The sequence below is a fragment of the Amycolatopsis bullii genome, from assembly GCF_014654205.1.
In the GTDB taxonomy this organism is placed as follows: Bacteria; Actinomycetota; Actinomycetes; order Mycobacteriales; family Pseudonocardiaceae; genus Amycolatopsis; species Amycolatopsis plumensis.
This window is the reverse complement of the sequence record NZ_BNAW01000011.1, coordinates 72,585-93,466: the sequence shown is the minus strand read 5'-3', so window position 1 is coordinate 93,466 and position 20,882 is coordinate 72,585. Positions and strand designations below refer to the sequence as shown.

The following is a 20,882-nucleotide window of genomic DNA, read 5'->3' as shown; positions in this document are numbered from 1 at the left end:
CGGGCCGAAGCCGAAGGAATCCCATGGCCAACGTTCTGCTCGTCAATCTCGGCAGTCTTCCCATGCCCGGGAACGACCCGATCTTCCCGATCGGGCTGCGGTGCATCCAGGATGCGCTGGACCGGGAAGGTCACCGGACCCGGCTGGTCGACTTCGTCGAAGACCCACCGGCACGCGAACACCTCTCGTGGGTCAAAGGGCCGTGGGACGTCATCGGCTTCACGATCCGGAACATCGACCCCATCGACCTGTCCTGCGACGGGCACGTGGCGCACTACGAGGCCTTCCTGGGGGAAGTGCGTGAGGTGCTCGGCTCCGACCGCCCCCTGCTGGTCGGCGGCGGGCCGGGCTACAGCCTGTTCGCGCCCCAGCTCACCAGCCGGCTGGGCTTCGACGTCGGCGTCGTCGGGCCCGGCGAGAGCGTCATGCTGGACATCGTCGCGGATCCGCACCGGTACACCGGCTCCGGGAGCACGATCTCGGGCGGCCGCTACCCGGGGTTCGTCCGCGACACGCTCGAACACCCGGTCCGGTTGATGCGGGCCTACGCCGCCCGCAACGGGTCCATCGGCCTGGAGACCAAGCGGAAGACCTGCTACCAGGGGTGCGTCTACTGCCCGTACGCCTACGTCAGCGGGGAGAACGCGGGAGATCTGAAGCCGATGGAGTCGATCGCGGCGGAGCTTCGGAAGGCCCACGAAAACGGAATCCGGGACGTGTTCTTCACCGACGGCATCTTCAACAGCGAACTCCGGTTCGCCAAGGACGTCGTCCGGACGGTGATCGGCGCGGACCTGCCCGGGCTGACCTGGTCGGCGTACTTCACCCCGAAGCCGTTCGACGACGAGTTCGCCGACCTCGTCTCGGTCAGCAACGCCGGCCCGGTGATCGTGTCGCCGGACAGCCTGGACGACCGCGTGATGCGCCTGCTGGGCAAGAGCTTCGACACCCGGCACGTCACCCGGTTCATCGAGCGGTGCCGGCGGCGCAAGATGAAGTTCAAGGTCAGTGTCGTGCTCGGCGGCCCGGGGGAGAACCGGGAGAGCGTGCGCAACACGGCCCGGTACCTCAACGAGCACCTGGAGTCCGACGAACTGACCTTGAACGTCGGCTACCGGATCCTGCCCGAGACCGCGATGGCCCGGCAGGTCGGCCTGAGCCCCGACGAGATCCTCGACCCCACGTTCTACCCGCTGGACCCGGAGATCTTCTCCTGGATCATCAGCGAGCTGGACAGCCGGTTCCTCGTCACGGCCCGGATGCTGAACCTGATCGGCGGCCGCACGGCCAGCCGGACGATGCACAAGATCCCGCTCGACCAGGCGGCCTTCGACCCGGCCGCCGTCGCGATCACGCGGCGCAGCCTGCCCCTGGTGGAAACCCGCAGCGGCCGGGGATCGCGCTGTGTCTGACGGCGATGGTGTGGTGCGCGTGCTGGGCCCGGCCGACGGCCCGGAGGTCCACCGGCTGGGTGGCGGGATGGGACTGACGCCGGCGCAGCTCGAGCGCGAACTGGGCGCTCCGGACTGCCGGTGGGTCGGTCTCGCCGACGCCGGCGGCGAGCTGTGCGCGGTGCACCGGAGCCTGCGCTGGGGGCCGTTCCTGTTCCTGAAAGGCGTCTACGTCAGCGAAGCGGTGCGGGGTTCGGGTGCTGCGGTACGGCTGGCGTTCGCCCTGCGTGACGCCGCCGGGCAGGCGGGCCTCGCCGGCATCGCGGCGTGGTTCGACTTCGGGATGCCCGAGCACTGGATCGCCGAGCTGGTCCGCATCCGCCCCCGGCCGCCGTCGATCTACCGGGTCGCGCTCGGCCTGGAGCCGGACGGCGACTCCGCACCGGCCCCCGCTCCGGCGCGGTTCCACGGGGAGCTCGAGGCACCCCGGCACCCGGAATCGGGCCGTCCCCTGACACCGGTCGTCGACCTGTTCGGCACGGCGGGCGGGCGGACGTTCCACTGGATGCTGGACGGGAGCCGGCTCATGGTGAGTGCGAGCTTCGGGACCGATCGCCACCAGCTTGCCGCCCTGGTCGAGGCCGTCGGCCCGGTGGCCAGGGCGACCGGAGCCGGTGAAGTGATGTTCCCGGCGGTGGCGTCCGACATCGTCGGTGCGCTGCAGCTGGCCGGGGCCCGCGCCCGCCGGTACAACCGGCTGCCGACCCGGTTCGGGGTGCGGCTCTTCGACGGCTCCGGGCAGCGCCATGCCGGCTGAGCTGCGGCCCCACGAGGCACGGACCCTGTGCGCCGAGGACCCGGCCGAGGCCGCGGCCCGCTTCGGCCGGATGGACGTCACGGCGGTGCGACGCCTCCTCGCCGGCCGCGATCGGTCTCCGCGGCCGGCACCCGGGACCCGCGAAGTCGTCCTGACCGACGCCGACGGCCGGACGACCGAAATGGCCGTGTACACCCCGCCAGGGCTGGACGGCGGCCAGGCGGGCGCCCTGGTCGTCCTGCACGGCGTCGGCGGCAGCGGCCCGGAACTGCTGCCGCGCTTCAAGGCGTTCGCCGGCCGGCTGAACATGGCGATCCTGTGCCCGACCGCCCAGCCGGTGCCGGACCGGTCGAACCGCCTGGATCTCGCCGGGCTGTTCGGCAGCCGGTTCGACGCACCGGCCTGGGACCTCGCCGGGCCGGGCTTTCCGCTCGCCGCGCTGCGGTGGGCCAGGACCACCCTCGACGTGCACCCGGATCGCTGCGTCCTGCTCGGCACCTCGATGGGCGGGCTGGCGGCCTGGAACCTGGGGATGCGGTACTGGGACCGCTTCTGCGCGGTCGTACCGGTCAACGGCGCGCTGTCGCTGTGGGAGGCCTTCGGCACGGACCACCGGAAGCGGGCGTTGCTGCGCAACCTCCTGCCGGTGCCGGCGTTCGTGGTGCACGGCGCCGCCGACACGCGGATCTCCCCGAGGTTCGACCGGGAATCCGTCGGCCACCTCCGGAGCCTGGACCACGAAGCGCTGCAGTACGTCGAGGTCGCCGGCGGCGGGCACGGTCTGGGCACGCTCGGGATCGAGCACGAAGACGCACCGCTCTTCCGGGCCCTGGTGTCCTTTCTGGACGGATGTCGCCGCCGCCTGCCGGTGTCGGCGATCACGCACCGGGCGCTCGAGGCCCGGCACGGCCGGGCCCACTGGGCCGGGGTCGACCGGCTGACGCCGCACGCCGTCGCGGAGGTCCGTGCGGTCCGGCTGTCCGCCAGTGCGATCAGCGTCCGTGTCTCGGGTGCCAGGCAGGTGAACCTGCACCTCCGCAGTGACCTGTTCGAGCCGGGCCGCATCGACGTGGAGGTCAACGGCACCCGGCACGTCGTCGACTTCCGGCCGGACCCGGCCCGGCTGGTCCGGTCCTACCACGACACCGCCGATCCGGCCCTGCTGGACGAGCAGGTCGAGGAACTGCCGGTGCCGGACGTCGCCGACCCGGAGGCCCCGGGCCGGCCGGAACACGCCCGGTACGCGGGGGAGGCCCGATGAGCTCCGGCCGCCGCCGGCTGGCGGAAGACCTCATGACCGGCGAAGCCCGGATCGACGGGCGGACGCTCGGAGACCACGGTGAACTCGTCGAGGCGACCCGGGAAGACCTCCGGAACGCCGGCGTCCGGGCGGGCAGCGTCGTCACCTTGACGGACCCGGAAGCTCCCGAGCTGATCGTCGGCCTCTTGGCGGCCTGGTCCCTCGACGCCGTCCCGTTCGTCACGCCGCGCCGCAGGAACCTGCCGCCCGGCGGCACCGGGCTGGAGCGGACCGCGCTGCTGATGCCGACCTCGGGGAGCACCGGGGAGCCGAAGGTCGCGCGGCGCGGGGTGGCCGGCGTGCGGGTGGAGGCCGAGGGCTACCGGGACTACCTCGGGCTGACGCCCGAGGATCGCGTGGCGGTGCCGGTACCGGTCACCCACTCCTACGGGCTCGGCGTGACGATCAGCGCGCTCCTGGCGGGCTGCGACGTCGTCACGACGCGGCCGACCGGCCTGCCCAGGGTGGCGGCGCTGATGGACTCCGGCGCGGTGTCGGTGGTCGCGTTGACCGCGCCGATCGCCCGGCTGCTGGTGCAGGTGAAACCGGCGGGTGACCGGACCGTGCGAGCCGCGCTGGTCGGTGCCGGAAGCGTGCCGGACGACCTGGACACCGCGTTCCTGGCGCGGTTCCGCCGTCCGCTGGACCGCGGTTACGGCTCGACGGAAACCGGCGGGACGTTCCTCGGCGCCCGGGGCATCGGGCGGCCGATCGCCGGGATCGGCGTGCGGAGCCCGGCCCCGGGTGGCCGCGGCGAGCTCGTGCTGGAGTTCGCGGTGCCGGTCGAAGGCGTGCTCGGCCAGGGCCCGGCGGACGTCTGGCACACCGGCGACGTCGTCGAACGCGACATCGACGGCTGCTGCCACTACGTCGGCCGCATCCGGCCGGCGCTGCGGGTGAACGGCCGGTACGTCGACGAGGACGACGTCGTGCCGGGCCTGCGCGCACTGTCCGGCGTCACCGACGTGCACCTGATCGTGGTGAACCGCGAGAAAACCCCCGAGGTGCAGGACTTCCACGCGGTCGTCGAAGCGGGGGAACGGCTCGACGAGCGTTCGGTGCGGGCCTACCTGGCCGGCCTTCGGCCCGGTGTACCCCGGCCGAGGATCACGCAATGCGGCCGGGTGCCGCGGAACGCGGTCGGCAAGGTCGATCGGGACGCCCTGATCGGCTTGATACGCAAGGAGGAATCATCGACAAGCGCGAGCGAAGCACCCGGGAACGCGAGTACGGCGCGGTGATCGCCGGCCTGCTCGTCAAGGTCACCGCGGACGCCGGTGGCGGACACCCGGCGATCGACGACGCCGCCCGGCACCAGGACCTGGCCGAACTCGGGCTCGGCTCGCTGGACTGGATCAAGCTGGCCGTGCTGGTGGCCAACGAGACCGGGCTCGAGCTGCCGGACGAGGCACTGACCGACGCGCGCCGCCGCACGATCGCCGGCTGGGCGGACGCCCTCGCTTCGGTCTCCGCACACCGCGGAGACCCGCTGGAACACCCCATCCCGAGCCGTGGAAAGGACGAGGCAAATGCTGGTTAGGCAAGGGGGTGACCGGTTCCTGGTCATCGACGACTTCCTGGACGACGAGACGCTCGGTGAAGTCCGCAAGCTCATGGCCCGCTCGACGGTCTCGCAGGTCGACAGCGTCATCTACCCGGACACGGACGGCTTCGCCTACCGGTCGAAGGGGACGGTGTTCGACGGAACGGCCGACGTCGACAGGGGTACCGGGCGGCCCAAGGCCTACGAACTGATCCGCCGGCGCGTCGCCGCGGAGCCGGAGATCTTCGGCGCGGTGGGCGAGGACTGGGACCGGATCGGGTTCACCTTCTGGCAGTACCCGGCCGGCAGCAGGCTCAGCTGGCACAACGACACCGGCGGCGGCCGCACCGGCGAGTTCATCCTCTTCCTGCACGAAACCTGGAAGACGTCGTGGGGCGGCGAGCTGATGATCCTCGACGAGGAACCTCCGCAGGACGGCGACGGCGACGGGGACTTCGTTTCCCGGATGGAGAAGCGGGTCCGGCGGTCGGCGGCCCACCCGACGGCCATCGTGCCCCTGCCGAACCGGCTCGTGCTGGTGAAGGCCGGAACGGTGCACCAGATCAACCGGGTGGACCCGACCGCGGACGGGCGGCGGTGCACGCTCACCGGTTTCGTGTCCAAGAAACCGCGGCAGAGCAGTTCCGAGGTGCGCAACGCGCTCCTGGAACTGGCCGGTGACACCGCCGGTTCGCGGACCTGACCGGCTCGTTCCCCGATCGAAGGTGTTGCGTGAGTTCGTTTCTTCGAGGGTTTTGGGTGCTGACCTGGCGCGAGGAGGTGCGGGGACCGCTCGAGACCCGCCTCGCCTGCGCGCTGGCCAGCCTGTACGTCGCCACCGGGTTGTCGTTCTCGGCCTTGGCCGTCTTCATGATCCGGCAGCAGCACCTGAGCCCGGCGGTGTACGGGCTGGGCGCGAGCGTCGCGGCCGTGCTGGGGCTCGTTGCCGGTCCGGCGATCGGCGCGCTGGCCGATCGGCGCGACGGGTTCGTGATCTACGCCGTCCTTTTGGGGGTGATGGCGATAGTGACCGCGGGGCTCGTCTTCGCGCCCCCGTTGGCGGGGCTGGGATTGTTCGCGGTGCTGGTGATGTGCGCCCGCGGCAGCGCGGCGGTCCTCGGCTCCCTGATCGGCACCGCGGTGGACCGCGACCGCAGGCTGCGGTTCCGCGCGATGACGCGGGCGATGAGCAACACCGCGATGATCCTGGGGCTCGGCATCGGAGCGATCGTGCTCGCCGTCGGTTCCCGCACGGCGTTCACGGTTTCCTTCTCGATCGAGGCGGTGCTCCTGGCGACGACCGGTGCCCTGGTCCTGCGTGCCCGGCGTCATGCCCGGCCAGGGGCTGCCGCGCCCGGGGACAGCGCCCCGGAAGAGGAGGCCGGCGAACCGCAGTCCGCGCGGGATCCGCGGGTGGTCTGGCTGATGGTCCTCAACTGCGTTTTCTCGCTGGCCGAGCCGATGCTGACCATCGCCCTGCCGCTGTGGGTCTCCACCCACATGCAGGTGCCGCTGTGGATCGTCTCGGTCGCGCTCGCCACGAACACGATCGGCGTCGTCGTGCTGCAGGTGCCGGTCGCCCGTTCGGTCACGACGGTCCGGCGCGCGGCTCACGCCGCCCGGGCCGGAGCGGTGCTGTTCGCGGTCGCGGCGGCGCTGTTCCCGCTCGCGGCGCTGGCGTCGCACCGGGCCGGCGTGGTGCCGGCCCTGACCGTCGTCGTCGCGCTGACGATCGCCCTCGTGTGCGGCGATGTCCTCTACTCGGTCGGCTCGACCGGGTTGCTGTACGAGCTCGTTCCGCAGGGTGCGTACGGGCGGGCGCAGGGGATCTTCGGGATGGGCTTCGACGTCGCCTACCTGGCGGCGCCCGCGCTCTTCGGCTGGATCGCGGCCGGCGGGGGCGGGTGGGGCTGGGCCCTGCTCGCCGTCCTCTTCGCGATCGCCGCGGTGCCCGTTCACCGGATCTCCGGGTCGGTGTCCGGGCGGGCCGCTCTCGGTGTCAAAGCAGTCAACGGTGAACGGGGAAAGGTGCCCGAAGATGCTTGATGTGCAGGATGTCTCGGAACTTCTGGCACTGCGCGGGCCGGAGCAGGAGGAGCTCTTCGCCCGGGCCCGGTTGAAGCGCACGGAGGTCTTCGGGGCCGAAGTCGTGGTCCGCGGCGTCACGGAGATCACCAACCAGTGCCGCGTCAACTGCGAGTTCTGCCCGATGCGGCGGGACAACACCCGGGCGAACACCGGGTTCCGGCTCGGCTCGGACGATCTGGTCGACGTCGCCGCGGCCATCAAGGCGAGCGGCATCGACGTCGTGTTCTTCCAGGGCGGCGAGGTCCCGCAGACCACGCGTGTCGTCGGCGAGGCGATTCCGCGCATCCGGGAGATGTACGGCGACGACGTCGAGATCCTGCTGAACCTCGGGAACAAGCGCCGCGACGAGTACGAGTACCTGCGGGAGCAGGGCGCCACCAGCTACATCCTCAAGTACGAGACCAGCGATCCGCGGCTGAACGAGGAAATGCGCCACGAGACGCTGGAATCGCGGTTGACCTGCCTGCAGGACCTGCTCGACCTCGGCTACCGCGTCGGGACCGGGTCGATCATCGGGTTGCCGGGACAGGACCTCCGCAGTGTGGCGCGGGACATCGTCTTCGCCCGCGACCTGGGTGTCCACATGTGCAGCGTGGCGCCGTTCGTCCCGGCACCGGACACCCCGCTCGCCGGCCACCCCGGCGGTGACGTGGAGCTGACGCTGAACGCGATCGCCGCTTCGCGGCTCGTGCAACCGGACTGGCTCATCCCGGCCGTGAGCGCGTTGTCCAAGCGAGCCGGTGAGGGGCAGCACCGGGGACTGATGGCCGGGGCGAACGTCATCACGATCAACTTCACGCCGGAAGAGCAGCGGGACCGCTACCTGATCTACGGCCGGGAGCGCTTCGTGGTGAAGCGCGACTACGCGACTCGGCTGATCACGCAGACGGGTCTCACCCCGCGCGGATCGGTGTTCCTGGGGCAGCCGGTGCCCGAAGCCGGTGATCGGGCTTGAAGGTGCCTCCCGTCTCGCGGTACGTCCGCACGGTGGACGACGTCCTGGACCTGATGGACCGGCTGTTCCCGGTCACGGAGGACCGGTGGACCCCGGCCGGGGGAGCCGGGTTCTGGGACGGGTACTACGCGGATCGCGACCGTCCGGTCCCGTTCTTCGTCAACAAGCCCGACGAGCACCTCGCCGGGTACCTGGACAGCGGCCGGCTCCGCCCGGGCCGCGTCCTGGACCTGGGATGCGGTCCCGGCCGCAACGCGATCTTCCTCGCTTCGCGCGGGTTCCGAGTGGACGCCGTCGACATGTCGCCCGACGCCATCGAGTGGGCGCGTGACCGCGCGGGCGAGGCCAGGGTGGAGATCGGCTTCCACTGCGGTGACGCGTTCGCGCTGACGCGCGCCGAGCTGACCGGTCCGTACGACGTGGTGGTGGACTCCGGGTTCTTCCACCACCTGCCACCGCACCGGCGGATCAGCTACGTCCAGCTGCTCGACCGGGTCCTGGCCGCCGGCGGGCATCTGGTGCTCGCCGCGTTCGCCGCGTGGGCGCCGGGCTCGGGCTCCCCGGTGCCGGACTCGGACCTGTACCGCGACGGCAAGCTCTACGGCGGTCTGGCCTACACACCGCAGGAACTGCGGTGGATCTTCTCCGAACTGACCGAAGTGGAGATCCGGCCGATGCGCGACCAGCCGGCCGACGCGCCTTGCTACGGCCGGCCGTTCCTGCTCACGGCGCTGCTGCGGCGGCCTTCCGGACCGGAGGCGTCCCATGAGGACTGAGCAGGTCCCGGTCAAGTGCCTGGTGTGGGACCTCGACAACACGCTGTGGCAAGGCACTTTGCTCGAAGCCCCCGACGTCGCGCTGACCGACGAGGTCCGGGCCGTGGTCACCGAGCTCGACTCCCGCGGCATCCTGCAGTCGGTGGCGAGCCGGAACGACCACGACCACGCCTGGGCGAGGCTGGAGGAGCTCGGTGTCGCCGAGTACTTCGTGGTGCCGCAGATCGGCTGGGGGCCGAAGTCGGCGTCGGTGCGGGCGATCGCCGACGAGCTCGGGTTCGCGGCCGGGACGATCGCGTTCATCGACGACCAGCCCGCCGAGCGCGCCGAAGTCGCCTACCACCATCCCGACGTGCGCTGCTACGACGCCGGCCTGCTGCCGGAGCTGACGAGCCGGCCGGAGTTCAGCCCGGCCGTGGTCACCGAGGACGCCCGGCAGCGCCGGGCGCGGTACCGGGCCGGCTTCCGGCGCACGGAGGCGCGTGCGTCGTTCGCGGGGTCGGACGAGGCATTCCTGCGTTCGCTCGACCTCGTGCTGGAGATCGAGCGCGGTGCCGAGAGCGACGTGTCGCGGGTCGAGGAGCTGACCCTGCGGACCAGCCGGATGAACGCGACGGGCGTGCACTACACCGGCGATGAGCTCCGGGCGCTGCTGGCGGATCCGGACCGCGAAGTCCTGGTGGTGGCCCTCCGGGACAGGTTCGGCTCGCACGGCGCGATCGGCGTGGTGCTGCTGGCCTACGGCAGCGCGGTGTGGCACCTGGAGCTGCTGGCGATCTCCTGCCGCGTGCTGTCGTGCGGCACGGGGGCGGCGATCCTCAACTGGCTGATCGACGCGGCGGCGAAGGCGGGCGTGCACCTGGCGGCGGATTTCCGCCGCACCGAACGGAACCGCGTGCTGGACATCGCGTACCGCTTCGCCGGCTTCACGGACAGTGGCTGCTCCTGCCTGGACGGCCTGGGTGGCGAACCCCGCCACCTGGTGCCGCAGCGACGTCCGCTCCCGGCCACGATGACGCTGGTGGCGCCCGAACTCAGGGGGTGACGCGCACGTCGACCGCGAGGTGCGCCGAGGACGACGTCCAGCGCAGCAGATCGTCGACGTGCACGGCGCCGAGTGCGCGCACGGCCTCGAGAGGTCGGAAGTGGACGGACGTCCCGGTGGTCCCGTCCCCGGCGATCGGGACGAGTTCGCTGGCGGGCAGCGCGTTTTCGTAGCGCTGCGACCAGGAGCCGTTGTCGCGCCGATTGGTGTGCACCAGCCACTCGCTCAAGGCGGCGACCACCGACATCCCCCGGCGCGGATGCCCGTCGGCCAGTGGTGCCGGGTCGGGTGCGTCGAAGAACCGCAGGTCTTTCGACACCATGACGGGTTTCTTGACCGGGCGGCCTCGAGCGTCGAAAACGGTGGCGGTGCCCCGGCCGTCGTCCGCAACCGAAACCGAACCATCGGCGTGCAGCGTGACCGAGCACCGCCCGCCCCCGTTCTCCTCGGCCTCTTCGTCGGCGTAGGCGAGGACTTCGAGGACCAAGTGCCCGACGCCGCCGGGAGCGAACAGGGCGGGGTGACGCCGGATGTGGTCGAGGTGGCCGGTGTCGACCTGGCTGGCCCAGTCGTGAGTGGTTCCTGGGCCCGGGATCCCGGTCTGGTCCATCGGGCCAGTATCGCAGACCGCCCCGGCGACGCGCCTTGCGAAAACGACTTCCCCGCCGGGCTAGCCTGAGGACATGCCGACGTACCGCGTCCTCGTCCGGGGCAAGTTCGACAAGCCCACGCAAGCCGTCCGCGAAAGGCTGTTGTCCAACGCGGGCTCGGCGGCGCTGTCCGAGATGGTGTTCAGCGAAACGGGATCCCTCACCTACAGCCCGCACTTGGGCGGCTTCAGCTTCCGCGTCGCGGTGGAGGTCCCCGCGGGCGAGGACGCCACCCAGCGGGCCCACGACCACGCCGAGCTGATGGCGATGGAGCTGCTCGACCGCGAGAGCTACCCGTACCGCGACCTCACGGTCAGCTCGACCTGCATGGACGACGTGAAGGTCAATCGCCGCTGAAAGCGCGCCGAATCGCATCGGCTGACGCCGACTTCCTCGGCCAGGTGCGCAAGCTCGCTGCGGTGGTTCCGTCGGCGCGAGCGGCCGGCGGAACCACCGATGATCCTGAGGCGCATCAACGCCCGGTCGCTCCCCGTGGTGCAGCCGGTACGTGCAGAGCGAATACCATCTCCGCTATGGCGGGAAATGCGGTGCAGCCGTGGCTCACAATTACCCTTGCTGTCCTGGCTGTGGTCGGCACGATCGGCGGCGCGTGGGGAGGTCAATGGATTGCTGCTCGTCGCGACGATCGCCGATGGGAGCGTGAGGCGGAACGCGAGGAGCTGCGATGGACGAGGGAAATTGAAGCCAGGCGTGCCGGCGAAGCTCATGATCTTCGCAAGCATTGGATTGATAAACGAGTCGAGGCGTGCTCTGAGCTTTTGACTGTACTAAAGGACTGGGATATGGCTTTCTTGAACTCTCTGCATGTTCAAGAAGGCTCCGGGTTCGGCGATCCGACTCAAGTTCCTTTCGACGAGTACGGATTTCATCGCCAAGCAATGGCTGGCTGGTTGACACTTGAACTGATAGGTTCAAAGGAAGCTATCAGTGCGGTCGGTTTTGCGGTTGCTGCTTTTGGTCGCTGTGGCAATGGTGATCATGATTCGTCGGAACAGGAAAGGGTGCGGACTGAGATGTTGAAAGGGAGGGATTTCACGGAAAAACTGCAACAAGCAATGCGACGGGATCTCGGTCTGACGAAAATCGACTAGTCTCGGGTTTCGCGCCCCGCCCGATCTGGGTATGAGCACGAGGACGGGCCGGCGTCTGCTTGACGCGAACTCCTGGACCCGCCGAGTCGGACCGGTGTTCATCCGACTTCGGCCCACAGCTTCAGTTGATGGGGCGGGCGGCGGCAAAAGTCACTTCGTGGGCCATTAATGAACTTTGTCGGTTTTCGGAATGACGACGCAGCCATTGCTCCGGTGTAGTTGACGTCACTCAAACGGGTGATGGTGGAGATCATCCCCCGGGTTAGGCTGCGTTCAGCGGCCCCGGGACTTCCGGCCGGTTGAGCGGGAACGGCCTCGTCGAGGTCGCTGGGGGAAGGGTTCAGGCCGTGTTCGGTGTGGGCGGACGCCTGTCGATTTTCGGAATTTCCGGTCGATTCGCCGTCTTGTTTCTGACTGTTCTTTCCCTGATCGCCGCCACCGTTTCGGCGGCCGGGGCGGCGCCGAAACCGGCAGTAGCCGCGCCGAAGCCCACCGCGCCGCAACCCGCCGACTTCGGGCCCCAGGCGGCGAAATCCGCCGATCTCGCCATCGACGGCCGGGGTGACGCGCAGGGCTACCACCTCGAGGTGGGCCGCGAGGCGGCCGGGTACGCCTGGCGCGAGATCGCGCTGATCCATCCGGCCGGGTTCGACGACGCCTCCTGGACCGGCTACCAGTGCTTGTCCGGCGACGGGAAGTTCGCCGCGCTGGCGATCCTGCCCGCGTCGGCCGTGAACACCCAGGCCGCACGCGACCACGGCGCCTTCGCCTACTCCGTCGACCTCGCCACCGGAGCCGTGCGCGCCCTGGCCGGTGGCGTCGGCCTGAAGTACTACTCGCCCGGGTGTGGCACCGGCGACGAAGCCGTGTTCACCGTCGCCGGAGAGCAGGGCACCCGGCTGCTGAGCGCGAACCTCGCCACCGGCAAGATCGACAGCTCGGTCACCGCGCCCGGTCAAGTCACCTCGGCTGTGCCGACCGCGGACGGCGTCGTGGGCGTCGCGGGCAACCGGCTGGTTTCGGTGCCCGCGAAGGGAAATCCGGCCACCATCGCCACTGTCCCCGGGGACGCGTACGACCTGCGTCCCGCCGCCGACGGTGGCGTGAGCTTCCTGCACACCAAGGCCGGGACGAAGACGGCCACCGCGGCGCACGTGCGGGCGGGTCAGGTGACCACACTCGGGACCGGTGACCTGAACCGCGTCCAGCTGTTCCAGGGCCGCGCCGGGCACGCCGTCCTCTCGGGCGCGCATCCCGCGGCCGCCGATGTCCTCGCGACGGCGGGCGTCACCAGCGTCAAGGACGACGGCCTCGCGCGGGGCGCCACGGCGTCGTCGCTCGACGGTGATGCCTTGCTGGGCCCCGACGCCGACGGCCGGAAGTCCGCCCCGGCGATGCTGGCGACCAAGACCGGCAAGGTCCTGGCGCCGGAGGTCCCGCCCGCCACGGTGAAGGCCGTCACCACCGTGCCGACGTACTCCGCCGCGCCCAAGGACGCCGCGCCCGCCCCGCGGGTCAGCCGCCTGAGCCCGAAGGCCGACGCGGCGCCGTCCGCCCAAGCCGCCCCGAACACGACCCAGGCGCAGTCGCCGAAGTGCGCGGTGCCGCCGCTGCAGGCGAACCGGCAGGTCATGCAGCCCAGCCCCGCGCAGGTGAACTGGGCCGTGCAGCTGGCGGAGCAGGGTTTGCTCACCGGCAGCGCGTACACCCGCCCGGCGAACTTCGCGAACATGGGACTCGTCGGGTACGCACCCAACAGCGACTTCCCGCTGATCTCGCTGGCACACCCCGCGGGCGGGTCGAGCACGGTGCCGCGGTCGATCTACGAGGGCATCATGGCCCAGGAGTCGAACTGGTCGCAGGCGTCGTGGCACGCCCCGGCCGGCACCGCGGGCGACCCGCTGATCGCCAGCTACTACGGCGCGGGCGGGGACATCGTCTCGATCAACTACGCCGCTTCGGACTGCGGCTACGGCATCGGCCAGGTCACCGACGGCATGCACATCGGCGACCACTCGCTCTCCGAGCACGGGCAGTGGAAGGTCGCGGTCGACTACCAGGAGAACATCGCCGCGGGCCTGCAGATCCTGGAGAGCACCTGGAACCAGCTGTACGCCGCCGGGATCACCGTCAACAACGCCGACCCGCGCTACCTGGAGAACTGGTACTTCGCGGCCTGGGCGTACAACTCGGGCCTCCAGCCGAACGCCGCCAACGGCAACACCACCGGCTGCACGCCCGGTCCGGCGTGCACCGGCCCGCACGGCACCTGGGGCCTGGGCTGGACCAACAACCCGGCCAACCTGGACTACCCGCCCAACCGCGACCCCTACCTGCAGGACACCTACGCCGACGCCGCGCACCCGGCGAGCTGGCCGTACCAGGAACGCGTGCTGGGCTGGACCGCGAGCCCGCTGATCCGCTACGGCAGCCAGGCCTACGCGAAGCCGACGTACAACGGCGGTCAGACCTGGGTGCAGCCCGCGCCGTTCACCACGATGTGCACGGCCGACAACCACTGCGACCCGAACACCACGAACCCGAACAACCCGGGCGCCAGCCACTGCCTGCTCGACGACTTCCAGTGCTGGTGGCACCAGCCGGTGACCTGGATCCCCAGCTGCAGCACGACGTGCGCGACCAGTCCGTACGCCGTCTCGGGCGGCTCGGAACCCGCGAACCCGACCAAGAACCCGCCGACGTGCAGCCAGGACTTCTCGAAGCTGCCCGCGGGCGCGATCATCGTCGACGACGAGCCGTCGCGGCTGAACCTGCAGGGCTGCGGCAGCGCGAACTGGTCGTCCAACGGCACGTTCACCTACACCTACGGCACGAATTCCGCCGGTGACCCGATCGGCGCGATCGACACCCACCAGCTCGGCACCGGTCTCGGCGGCCGCGTCCTGTTCACCCACACCGAAGACGGCTCGAACCGGGCGCTGATCAACACCGGCGTGTGGACGCCGAACCTGCCGTCCCTGCAGTACTACAAGGTCAAGCTGCACCTGCCCGGCCTCGGCGCGCAGGCGACCAACGTCGTCTACAACATCAACCCCGGCGGCGGGGTCTCGCCGTGGCGGATCCGCGTGAACCAGGCGTGGAACTCCGAGCAGTGGGTCACCATCGGCACGTTCGCCATGCAGAACGGCGGCAACGTCACCCTGAACAACAACGGCAGTTCCCAGGACCAGGGCGGCTCCGGCTATTCGGACTTCGACGTCGCCTTCGACGCCGTCGCGTTCGTCCCCATGGGCGGGACCCCCGGCCAGCCGATCGGGGGACCGCCGGGCATCCAGGACGCGCCGAGGGGCTCCAACCCGGCGTTCATCGCGTGCGGCTGCGCCCGCCGCACCGCGGGCGACCCGGTCGACACCTCGACGGGGTACTTCGGGCAGGAGTTCACCGACCTGGCCACCCCCGGCCGCGGCGCGGCGCTGAAGTTCACCCGCAGCTACGCCGAAAGCATCGCCGATCCCGCCGGCCCCAACAAGGCACTGGCCGCGGACGGCCCGCTCGGGTGGGGCTGGACCTTCTCCTACAACCTCGCGGCGGTGACCGACGGCGCCACCGGGAACGTGACGGTCCGGCAGGAGGACGGATCGGCGGTCACGTTCGTGAACAGCTCGGGCGCCTACGCCCCGGCCGCGCCCCGCTTCGACGCGAAGCTGGTCAAGAGCGGCTCGACCTACGTGTACACCCGGCGCGGGCAGCAGCTCTTCACCTTCGACGTCGCAAGTGGACACTTGACGGCGGAGACGGACCTGGCCGGGAGCAAGGCGTCACCGCCCTACCAGACGACGCTGGCCTACGACGCCGCCGGCCACCTGTCGACCGTCACCGACCCCGGCAACCGCACGTACACCCTGACCTGGACCGGTTCGCACATCACGGGCCTGGCCGACACAGCCGGCCGGCAGGTGAGCTACGGCTACGACGCCGACGGCAACCTGACCGATGTGTACGGCGTCGGTACCACCAGGACGCCGTCGCTGAAGGACGACGACCACTACCGGTACGGCTACGCGGCCGGCCACCTGCTCACCTCCATGCGCACGCCGGCGAACTTCGGCGGTCCGGCTTCCGCGGTCACGTCGATGGTGTACGACAGCTCGGAGCGCGTCCGCAGCCAGACCGATCCGGACGGCGCGACCACGGCCTTCACCTACGGACCGGACGGCGGTCTCGCCGCCGGCCAGACCCTGGTGACCGACCCGGCCGGGCACAAGACGCTGGAGACCTACCAGAACGGGTTGCTGGTCTCGGAAACCAAGGGTTACGGCACCGCCGACGCGGGCACGACGTCCTACACCTACGACCCGGTCACGCTCGGGGTGTCCACCAAGACCGACGCCGACGGCAACACCGAGACCTTCACCTACGACGACCACGGCAACCGGACGTCGGCCTCGAACGCGCTGGGCTTCACGACCAGCTACGCCTACGACGACAGCGGCAACCTGCTGGAGACCATCGACGCCACCGGCGTGGCGACGGTCAACCAGTACGACCAGCCGGGGCAGATCCCGGCCGGCGCGGCCGGGGTGCTCGACCTGACCTCGACCACGGTCACCCGGGCCAACAACGTGGTCGAGTCCACCACCGGCAACTTCGGCCCGGCCCCGGTGCGAACGACTTCCTACTCCTACGACGACCCCGCGCACCCGGGCGACCGGAGCAGGACGGTCGACCCCAGGGGCAAGACGACCACCGACGCCTTCGACGCGTTCGGCGACCGGACCAGCAGTACCGACCCGCTCGGGAACAAGACCCGCTACGGGTACGACACCGGTCGCGGGCTGACGACCTCCCTCCAGGATCCGCTGGGGAAGACGACCGCCTACGACCACGACCCGTGGGGCAACGTCGTGAAGACGACCGACCCGCTCGGCCACACCCATTCCGCGGTCTACGACGCCGACGGGCAGAAGACCGCCGAGACCGACGCGAACGGCCGCACGGTCACGACCACCTACGATCCCGCCGGCCGGGTCGTCAAGATCACCCAGGCGGACGGGACCACCCAGCTGACCGAGTACAACCCGGACGGGACGACCGCCGACACGGTCGACGGCAAGGGCGCGAAGACCACCTACGGCTATGACGGCCAGGGCCGGCAGAACTCCCGCACCGACGCCGACCAGCGCGTCACCACCGCCCAGCTGGACCCGGCGGGCCGGATCGTCACCAGCACCGACCCGGCCGGCCGGGTCACGACCTTCGGCCACGACGCCGCGGGCGAGACGACGTCGATCACCTACTCCGACACGTCGACCCCGAAGGCGACCTACGCCTACGACCCCGACGGCAGGCGGATCTCGCTGGCCGACGGGACCGGAACGTCGACCTGGACCTACGACACGTTCGGTGAGGTGGTCGCCCAGAAGCAGGGTTCGGGCGCGGTCGTCGGCTACGGGTACGACGAAAACGGCAACCGGACTTCGGTGACGTACCCCGGCCGGAGCACTCCGCTGACCCGGACCTTCGACGACGCGAGCCGGCTGGCCGCGGTGACCGACTGGAACGGGAACAAGACCGCGTTCGGCTACAACGCCGACAGCCACCTCCTCACCACGTCCTACCCGAACGGCACCACGATCACCAACACCTACGACGATTCGGGCTTCCTGTCCGGTACGTCGGCGGCCACCGGCACGGCCACGGTGCTGGCCGTCAGCTACGGCAGGGACGCGGAGAACCAGCTGTCCTCGCAGACCGCCGGCGGTGTCGCCCAGAGCTACGGGTACACCTCGCGGGAACAGCTCGCCTCCGCGACCGCCGGCGGTTCGGCGACGGCGTTCGGCTACGACGCGGCGAACAACCCCACCACCGTGGCGACCGCGACGCAGGCGTTCGACCCCGCCGGTCAGCTGTGCTGGACGCTGCCCTCGGGCCCGGCACCGAGCGGCCAGGACTGCGCCACGGTGCCGAGTGGTGCGACGACCTACGCGTCGGACGCGCTGGGCCAGCGGATCAAGGCGACTCCGGCCGCCGGAACCGCTTCGACCTACGGCTACGACCAGGCCGGCAGGCTCGTTTCGGCCACCGGCCCCGGAGGTTCCGCGAGCTACGTCTACGACGGCAGCGGGCAACGGGTCGCCAAGACCGTCGGCGGGGTCACGTCGGCCTTCGTGTGGGACGTCAGCACGCCGGCGAACGTGCTCTCCGACAGCGCCAACACCTACGTCTACGGGCCGGACGGCCTGCCGATCGAACAGATCGGCACCGGGGGCACCACCTGGTTCGTGCACGACCAGATCGGCTCGACGCTGGCGCTGCTCGACTCTTCGGGTGCGGTCGCCGGCGGCTACACCTACACGCCGTTCGGCCGGGCCACCCACACGGGCGCGGCGTCGACCCCGCTGCAGTTCACCGGGCAGTACACCGACGCGGAGACCGGGTTCGTGCACCTGCGGTCGCGCTACTACGACCCGGCCACCGCCCTGTTCCTCACGGTCGACCCGCTTTCGGACATCTCGGGAACGCCGTACGCCTACGCCAACGACAACCCGCTCAACTGGGTGGATCCCAACGGCCAGTGGAGCGTCCTCGGCGCGATCGCGGGCGGCTTGCTGGCCGGGGCCGCCGTGATCGTCTCGGCGGTGGTCGAAGTCGGCACCGGCGGCGTGGCCACTCCGGCGGTCGTCGCCGGGGATGTGGCGTTGTGGGGCTTGGTGGGCTACCTCGTCGGCGGCGCGGCGCCCGACGTGTCCCATCAGGTCTCCGCCGCGATGAGCACCGGGCGCAACCCTTCGTGGGGCTACGTGCCCGCGCCCAAGAGCCTGCCGGGCTTCCCCAACGCCGTACCGGCCAAGGGCAAGACGCCGGTCCAGGGTGGTGGCGGGACCCGGAAGCGCTGGATCAACGACGACGGGTGCATCCTTGAGTGGGACTCCCAGCACGGTGCCGTCGAGAAGTACTCGAAGAACGGCCGGAACCACCTCGGCGAGTTCGACCCCGAGACCGGGGAACAGACGAAGGACGGCGACCCGACGAGGCGAGTGGAGAAGTAGATGTGGGCGGTCACCGGTTACGGCCGCGATGAAAGCCTGGTGTTCGAGCAGGACCTCGACGATCTCGGCGAGGAGGAGCTGGCACGTCTGCTGGGCGCCCACCCCGGCGACTACCGGGGCGGCGACGTCGCCATCTCCGCCGAGGGCCGGCAGTTGCTGGCGGACAGCCACGGAATCCGGTTCGAGCCGGACGTCGAGTACTTCCTCAGCTACTTCCGGGACTATCCCGGCCAGGTGGTGGGTCCCCCACTCCAGCCGTAGCCGGGGGAGGTCAGGTCCGGGACGCTCCGAGGAACCGCAGCACGGCCAGGACGCGGCGGTGGTCCGCGTCGGCCACGGGCAGGTCGAGCTTGGCGAAGATGTTGTTGATGTGCTTCGCCACGGCGCTCTCGCTGACCACCAGCGCCTGCGCGATGCCGGCGTTGGAGCGTCCCTCGGCCATCAGGCCGAGCACCTCCCGTTCGCGGGGGGTCAGCCGCGCGAGCGGGTCGCTGTCGCGCCGCAGCAGCAACTGGGCGACGACCTGCGGGTCCAGGGCCGTGCCCCCGTCCGCCACCCGCCGGACCGCCGCCACGAAGTCGGCGACGTCGGCCACCCGCTGCTTGAGCAGGTAGCCGACACCGCTGGTGTTCGCAGACAGCAGGTCGGCCGCGTACCGCTCCTCCACGTACTGCGAAAGCAGCACCACCGGCGTCCCCGGCCAGCGCCGGCGGATCTCCATCGCGGCCCGCACCCCCTCGTCGGTGAAGCCGGGCGGCATCCGGACGTCGATCAGGGCGAGTTCGGGCCGGTGCTCGGCCACCGCGGCCAACAGCCCCTCCGCGTCGCCGGTTTCCGCGGCGACCTGGAACCCGCCCGTCTCCAGCACCTTGATCAGGCCGACGCGCAACAACACCGAATCCTCGGCGATCACCGCGCGCACGGCAGCTCCGCGGTGATGGTGGTGGGTCCGCCGACGGGACTGCTGAAGTGGAAGGCCCCGTCGAGGGAGCCGACCCGCTTGGCCAGCCCGGTCAGCCCCGTGCCGGCGGCGGCGTCGGCACCGCCCAGCCCGTCGTCGGTGACGCGCACTCGCAGCACCTCGCCGACCTGACGGACCATCACCTCGGCGCGCATCGCGTTGGCGTGCTTCGTGGCATTGGCCAGCGCCTCGGAGATCACGAAGTACGCGACTGACTCCACGTGGGGCGCCACCCGCTCCTCCAGATCGACCCGCAGCCGCACCGGCAGGGGCGTGCGCGCAGCCAGTCCGGACAACGCCGCGTCCAGACCTCGGTCTTCCAGCACGACGGGGTGCAGCCCCCGAACCAGGTCGTCGAGTTCGGCGATCGCCTCCTTCGCCTCCAGGTGCGCTCTCGCGATCACCTCGCGAGCATCACCCGGCAGGTCCGGGCGGGTGGCCATGGCCAGACCCAGGTTGACCGCGAGAGACACCAACCGCTGCTGGGTGCCGTCGTGCAGGTCGCGCTCGATCCGGCGGCGCTCCGCGTCGACGGCCTCGATCAAATCGGTCCGGCTCAGGGCCAGCTGATCGACCCGCTCCTGCAGCCGCTCCGCCCGGCTGGGCCCGAGCAGGCCCGACGCCAGCCTCGCCTCGGCCCGGGCCACTGCCCGCGCGGTCGAGGGCAGGGCGCACAGGAGGAGAAGCCCAGCCGCGGTGTAGGCCGGCAGCTGGGTCAGGTAACCGAACCAGTCCAGGCGGATTCCGGTGGGCAGCGCCCACGACCAGGCGTAGGCGGTGACGCCCGCCAGGCTCGCCGCTGCCACGGCGAGCACCAACAGCTCCAGCAGGGCGAGCGGCGGGCCCAGCAGGAGGTGGTAGCCGATCTTGCGCCAAGGCCGCGACGCCGCGAGCCACCGGGCGGCCGAGGTCCACGTCCATCGTTCCGGCGCGGCGAGGGCGAGCCGGGGGACGTCCACACCGATGAGCACCCGGTGGCGAGCCCGCTGAACGGCCGTCAGCAGCGGGGTGCCGAGCAGGACCAGGACGGCTGAGGTGGAAACCGTGAGGAGCCAGTTCCCCGTCCTGGCGGTCGTCGTTGCCGCCCAGGCCCACACGGGCACCAGCGCCAGGTGCGGCAGCACACCAGCGGCGAGGAAGCCGGTGTCCCGCCGCGCCCGCAAGACCGTGCGTCCCAGTCCGGCTGCAATCGTCATGGCACGACGCTAGGGCACCGCAGGAGGACGGGGCCAGG

The 20,882-nt window shown here is 70.8% G+C and carries 17 protein-coding genes; 14 read left to right on the top strand and 3 right to left on the bottom strand.

What is annotated here, in order from left to right; genetic code table 11:
- Positions 1-23 precede the first annotated feature (23 nt).
- From IE317_RS15840 to IE317_RS15795, 10 genes are read left to right on the top strand one after another with little or no spacing between them, the layout of a single operon-like run.
- The gene (locus IE317_RS15840) at positions 24-1,412 is read left to right on the top strand and encodes a B12-binding domain-containing radical SAM protein (RefSeq protein WP_191310691.1); all 1,389 of its coding nucleotides are present in this window, start codon (positions 24-26) and stop codon (positions 1,410-1,412) included.
- Positions 1,405-2,208 (top strand): hypothetical protein, encoded by an 804-nt coding sequence (locus tag IE317_RS15835; protein ID WP_191310689.1) that lies wholly within the window; start codon positions 1,405-1,407, stop codon positions 2,206-2,208. Before IE317_RS15840 ends, IE317_RS15835 begins: the two co-directional genes overlap by 8 nt.
- Positions 2,198-3,469, top strand: coding sequence for a hypothetical protein (locus IE317_RS15830; RefSeq protein ID WP_191310687.1), 1,272 nt, complete (start codon positions 2,198-2,200; stop codon positions 3,467-3,469). Before IE317_RS15835 ends, IE317_RS15830 begins: the two co-directional genes overlap by 11 nt.
- Complete coding sequence (locus IE317_RS15825) at positions 3,466-4,749, top strand: class I adenylate-forming enzyme family protein (RefSeq protein WP_191310685.1); 1,284 nt, start codon at positions 3,466-3,468, stop codon at positions 4,747-4,749. The genes IE317_RS15830 and IE317_RS15825 overlap by 4 nt, the downstream gene beginning before the upstream one ends.
- A complete protein-coding gene (locus tag IE317_RS15820; RefSeq protein WP_191310683.1) occupies positions 4,746-5,048 on the top strand; it encodes an acyl carrier protein in 303 nt (100 codons plus the stop codon). The genes IE317_RS15825 and IE317_RS15820 overlap by 4 nt, the downstream gene beginning before the upstream one ends.
- Positions 5,038-5,754, top strand: a complete 717-nt coding sequence (locus IE317_RS15815; RefSeq protein WP_191310681.1) for a 2OG-Fe(II) oxygenase — start codon at positions 5,038-5,040, stop codon at positions 5,752-5,754. The genes IE317_RS15820 and IE317_RS15815 overlap by 11 nt, the downstream gene beginning before the upstream one ends.
- A gap of 56 nt (positions 5,755-5,810) precedes the next feature.
- Complete coding sequence (locus IE317_RS15810; protein ID WP_191310679.1) at positions 5,811-7,097, top strand: MFS transporter; 1,287 nt, start codon at positions 5,811-5,813, stop codon at positions 7,095-7,097.
- Positions 7,090-8,094, top strand: a complete 1,005-nt coding sequence (locus IE317_RS15805; RefSeq protein ID WP_191310677.1) for a biotin synthase BioB — start codon at positions 7,090-7,092, stop codon at positions 8,092-8,094. Before IE317_RS15810 ends, IE317_RS15805 begins: the two co-directional genes overlap by 8 nt.
- A gap of 2 nt (positions 8,095-8,096) precedes the next feature.
- Entirely contained in the window at positions 8,097-8,870 is a 774-nt protein-coding gene (locus tag IE317_RS15800) for a class I SAM-dependent methyltransferase (protein WP_229902730.1), read from the top strand.
- Entirely contained in the window at positions 8,860-9,915 is a 1,056-nt protein-coding gene (locus IE317_RS15795; RefSeq protein ID WP_191310675.1) for an HAD-IIIC family phosphatase, read from the top strand. Before IE317_RS15800 ends, IE317_RS15795 begins: the two co-directional genes overlap by 11 nt.
- Here the strand turns inward: IE317_RS15795 and IE317_RS15790 are convergent.
- Positions 9,905-10,525: an ATP-binding protein gene (locus IE317_RS15790; protein WP_229902723.1), complete on the bottom strand. Its 621-nt coding sequence runs from the start codon at positions 10,523-10,525 to the stop codon at positions 9,905-9,907. The genes IE317_RS15795 and IE317_RS15790 overlap by 11 nt on opposite strands.
- Positions 10,526-10,598: 73 nt before the next feature.
- On the opposite strand from IE317_RS15790, the gene IE317_RS15785 reads away from it, so the two are divergent.
- The 4 genes from IE317_RS15785 (at position 10,599) to IE317_RS15770 (ending at position 18,948) form a co-directional block, all read left to right on the top strand.
- A complete protein-coding gene (locus IE317_RS15785; RefSeq protein ID WP_191310673.1) occupies positions 10,599-10,922 on the top strand; it encodes a DUF6204 family protein in 324 nt (107 codons plus the stop codon).
- 44 nt (positions 10,923-10,966) lie between these two features.
- Complete coding sequence (locus IE317_RS15780) at positions 10,967-11,677, top strand: hypothetical protein (RefSeq protein WP_191310671.1); 711 nt, start codon at positions 10,967-10,969, stop codon at positions 11,675-11,677.
- A 404-nt stretch (positions 11,678-12,081) separates the two neighbouring features.
- A complete protein-coding gene (locus IE317_RS15775; protein WP_191310670.1) occupies positions 12,082-18,687 on the top strand; it encodes a colicin E3/pyocin S6 family cytotoxin in 6,606 nt (2,201 codons plus the stop codon).
- Positions 18,688-18,948, top strand: coding sequence for a hypothetical protein (locus tag IE317_RS15770; RefSeq protein ID WP_191310668.1), 261 nt, complete (start codon positions 18,688-18,690; stop codon positions 18,946-18,948).
- Between the two features lie 10 nt (positions 18,949-18,958).
- On the opposite strand, the gene IE317_RS15765 is transcribed toward IE317_RS15770, so the two are convergent.
- A complete protein-coding gene (locus tag IE317_RS15765) occupies positions 18,959-19,609 on the bottom strand; it encodes a response regulator (RefSeq protein WP_191310667.1) in 651 nt (216 codons plus the stop codon).
- Positions 19,597-20,844: a sensor histidine kinase gene (locus tag IE317_RS15760; RefSeq protein ID WP_191310665.1), complete on the bottom strand. Its 1,248-nt coding sequence runs from the start codon at positions 20,842-20,844 to the stop codon at positions 19,597-19,599. Before IE317_RS15760 ends, IE317_RS15765 begins: the two co-directional genes overlap by 13 nt.
- Positions 20,845-20,882: the final 38 nt, after the last annotated feature.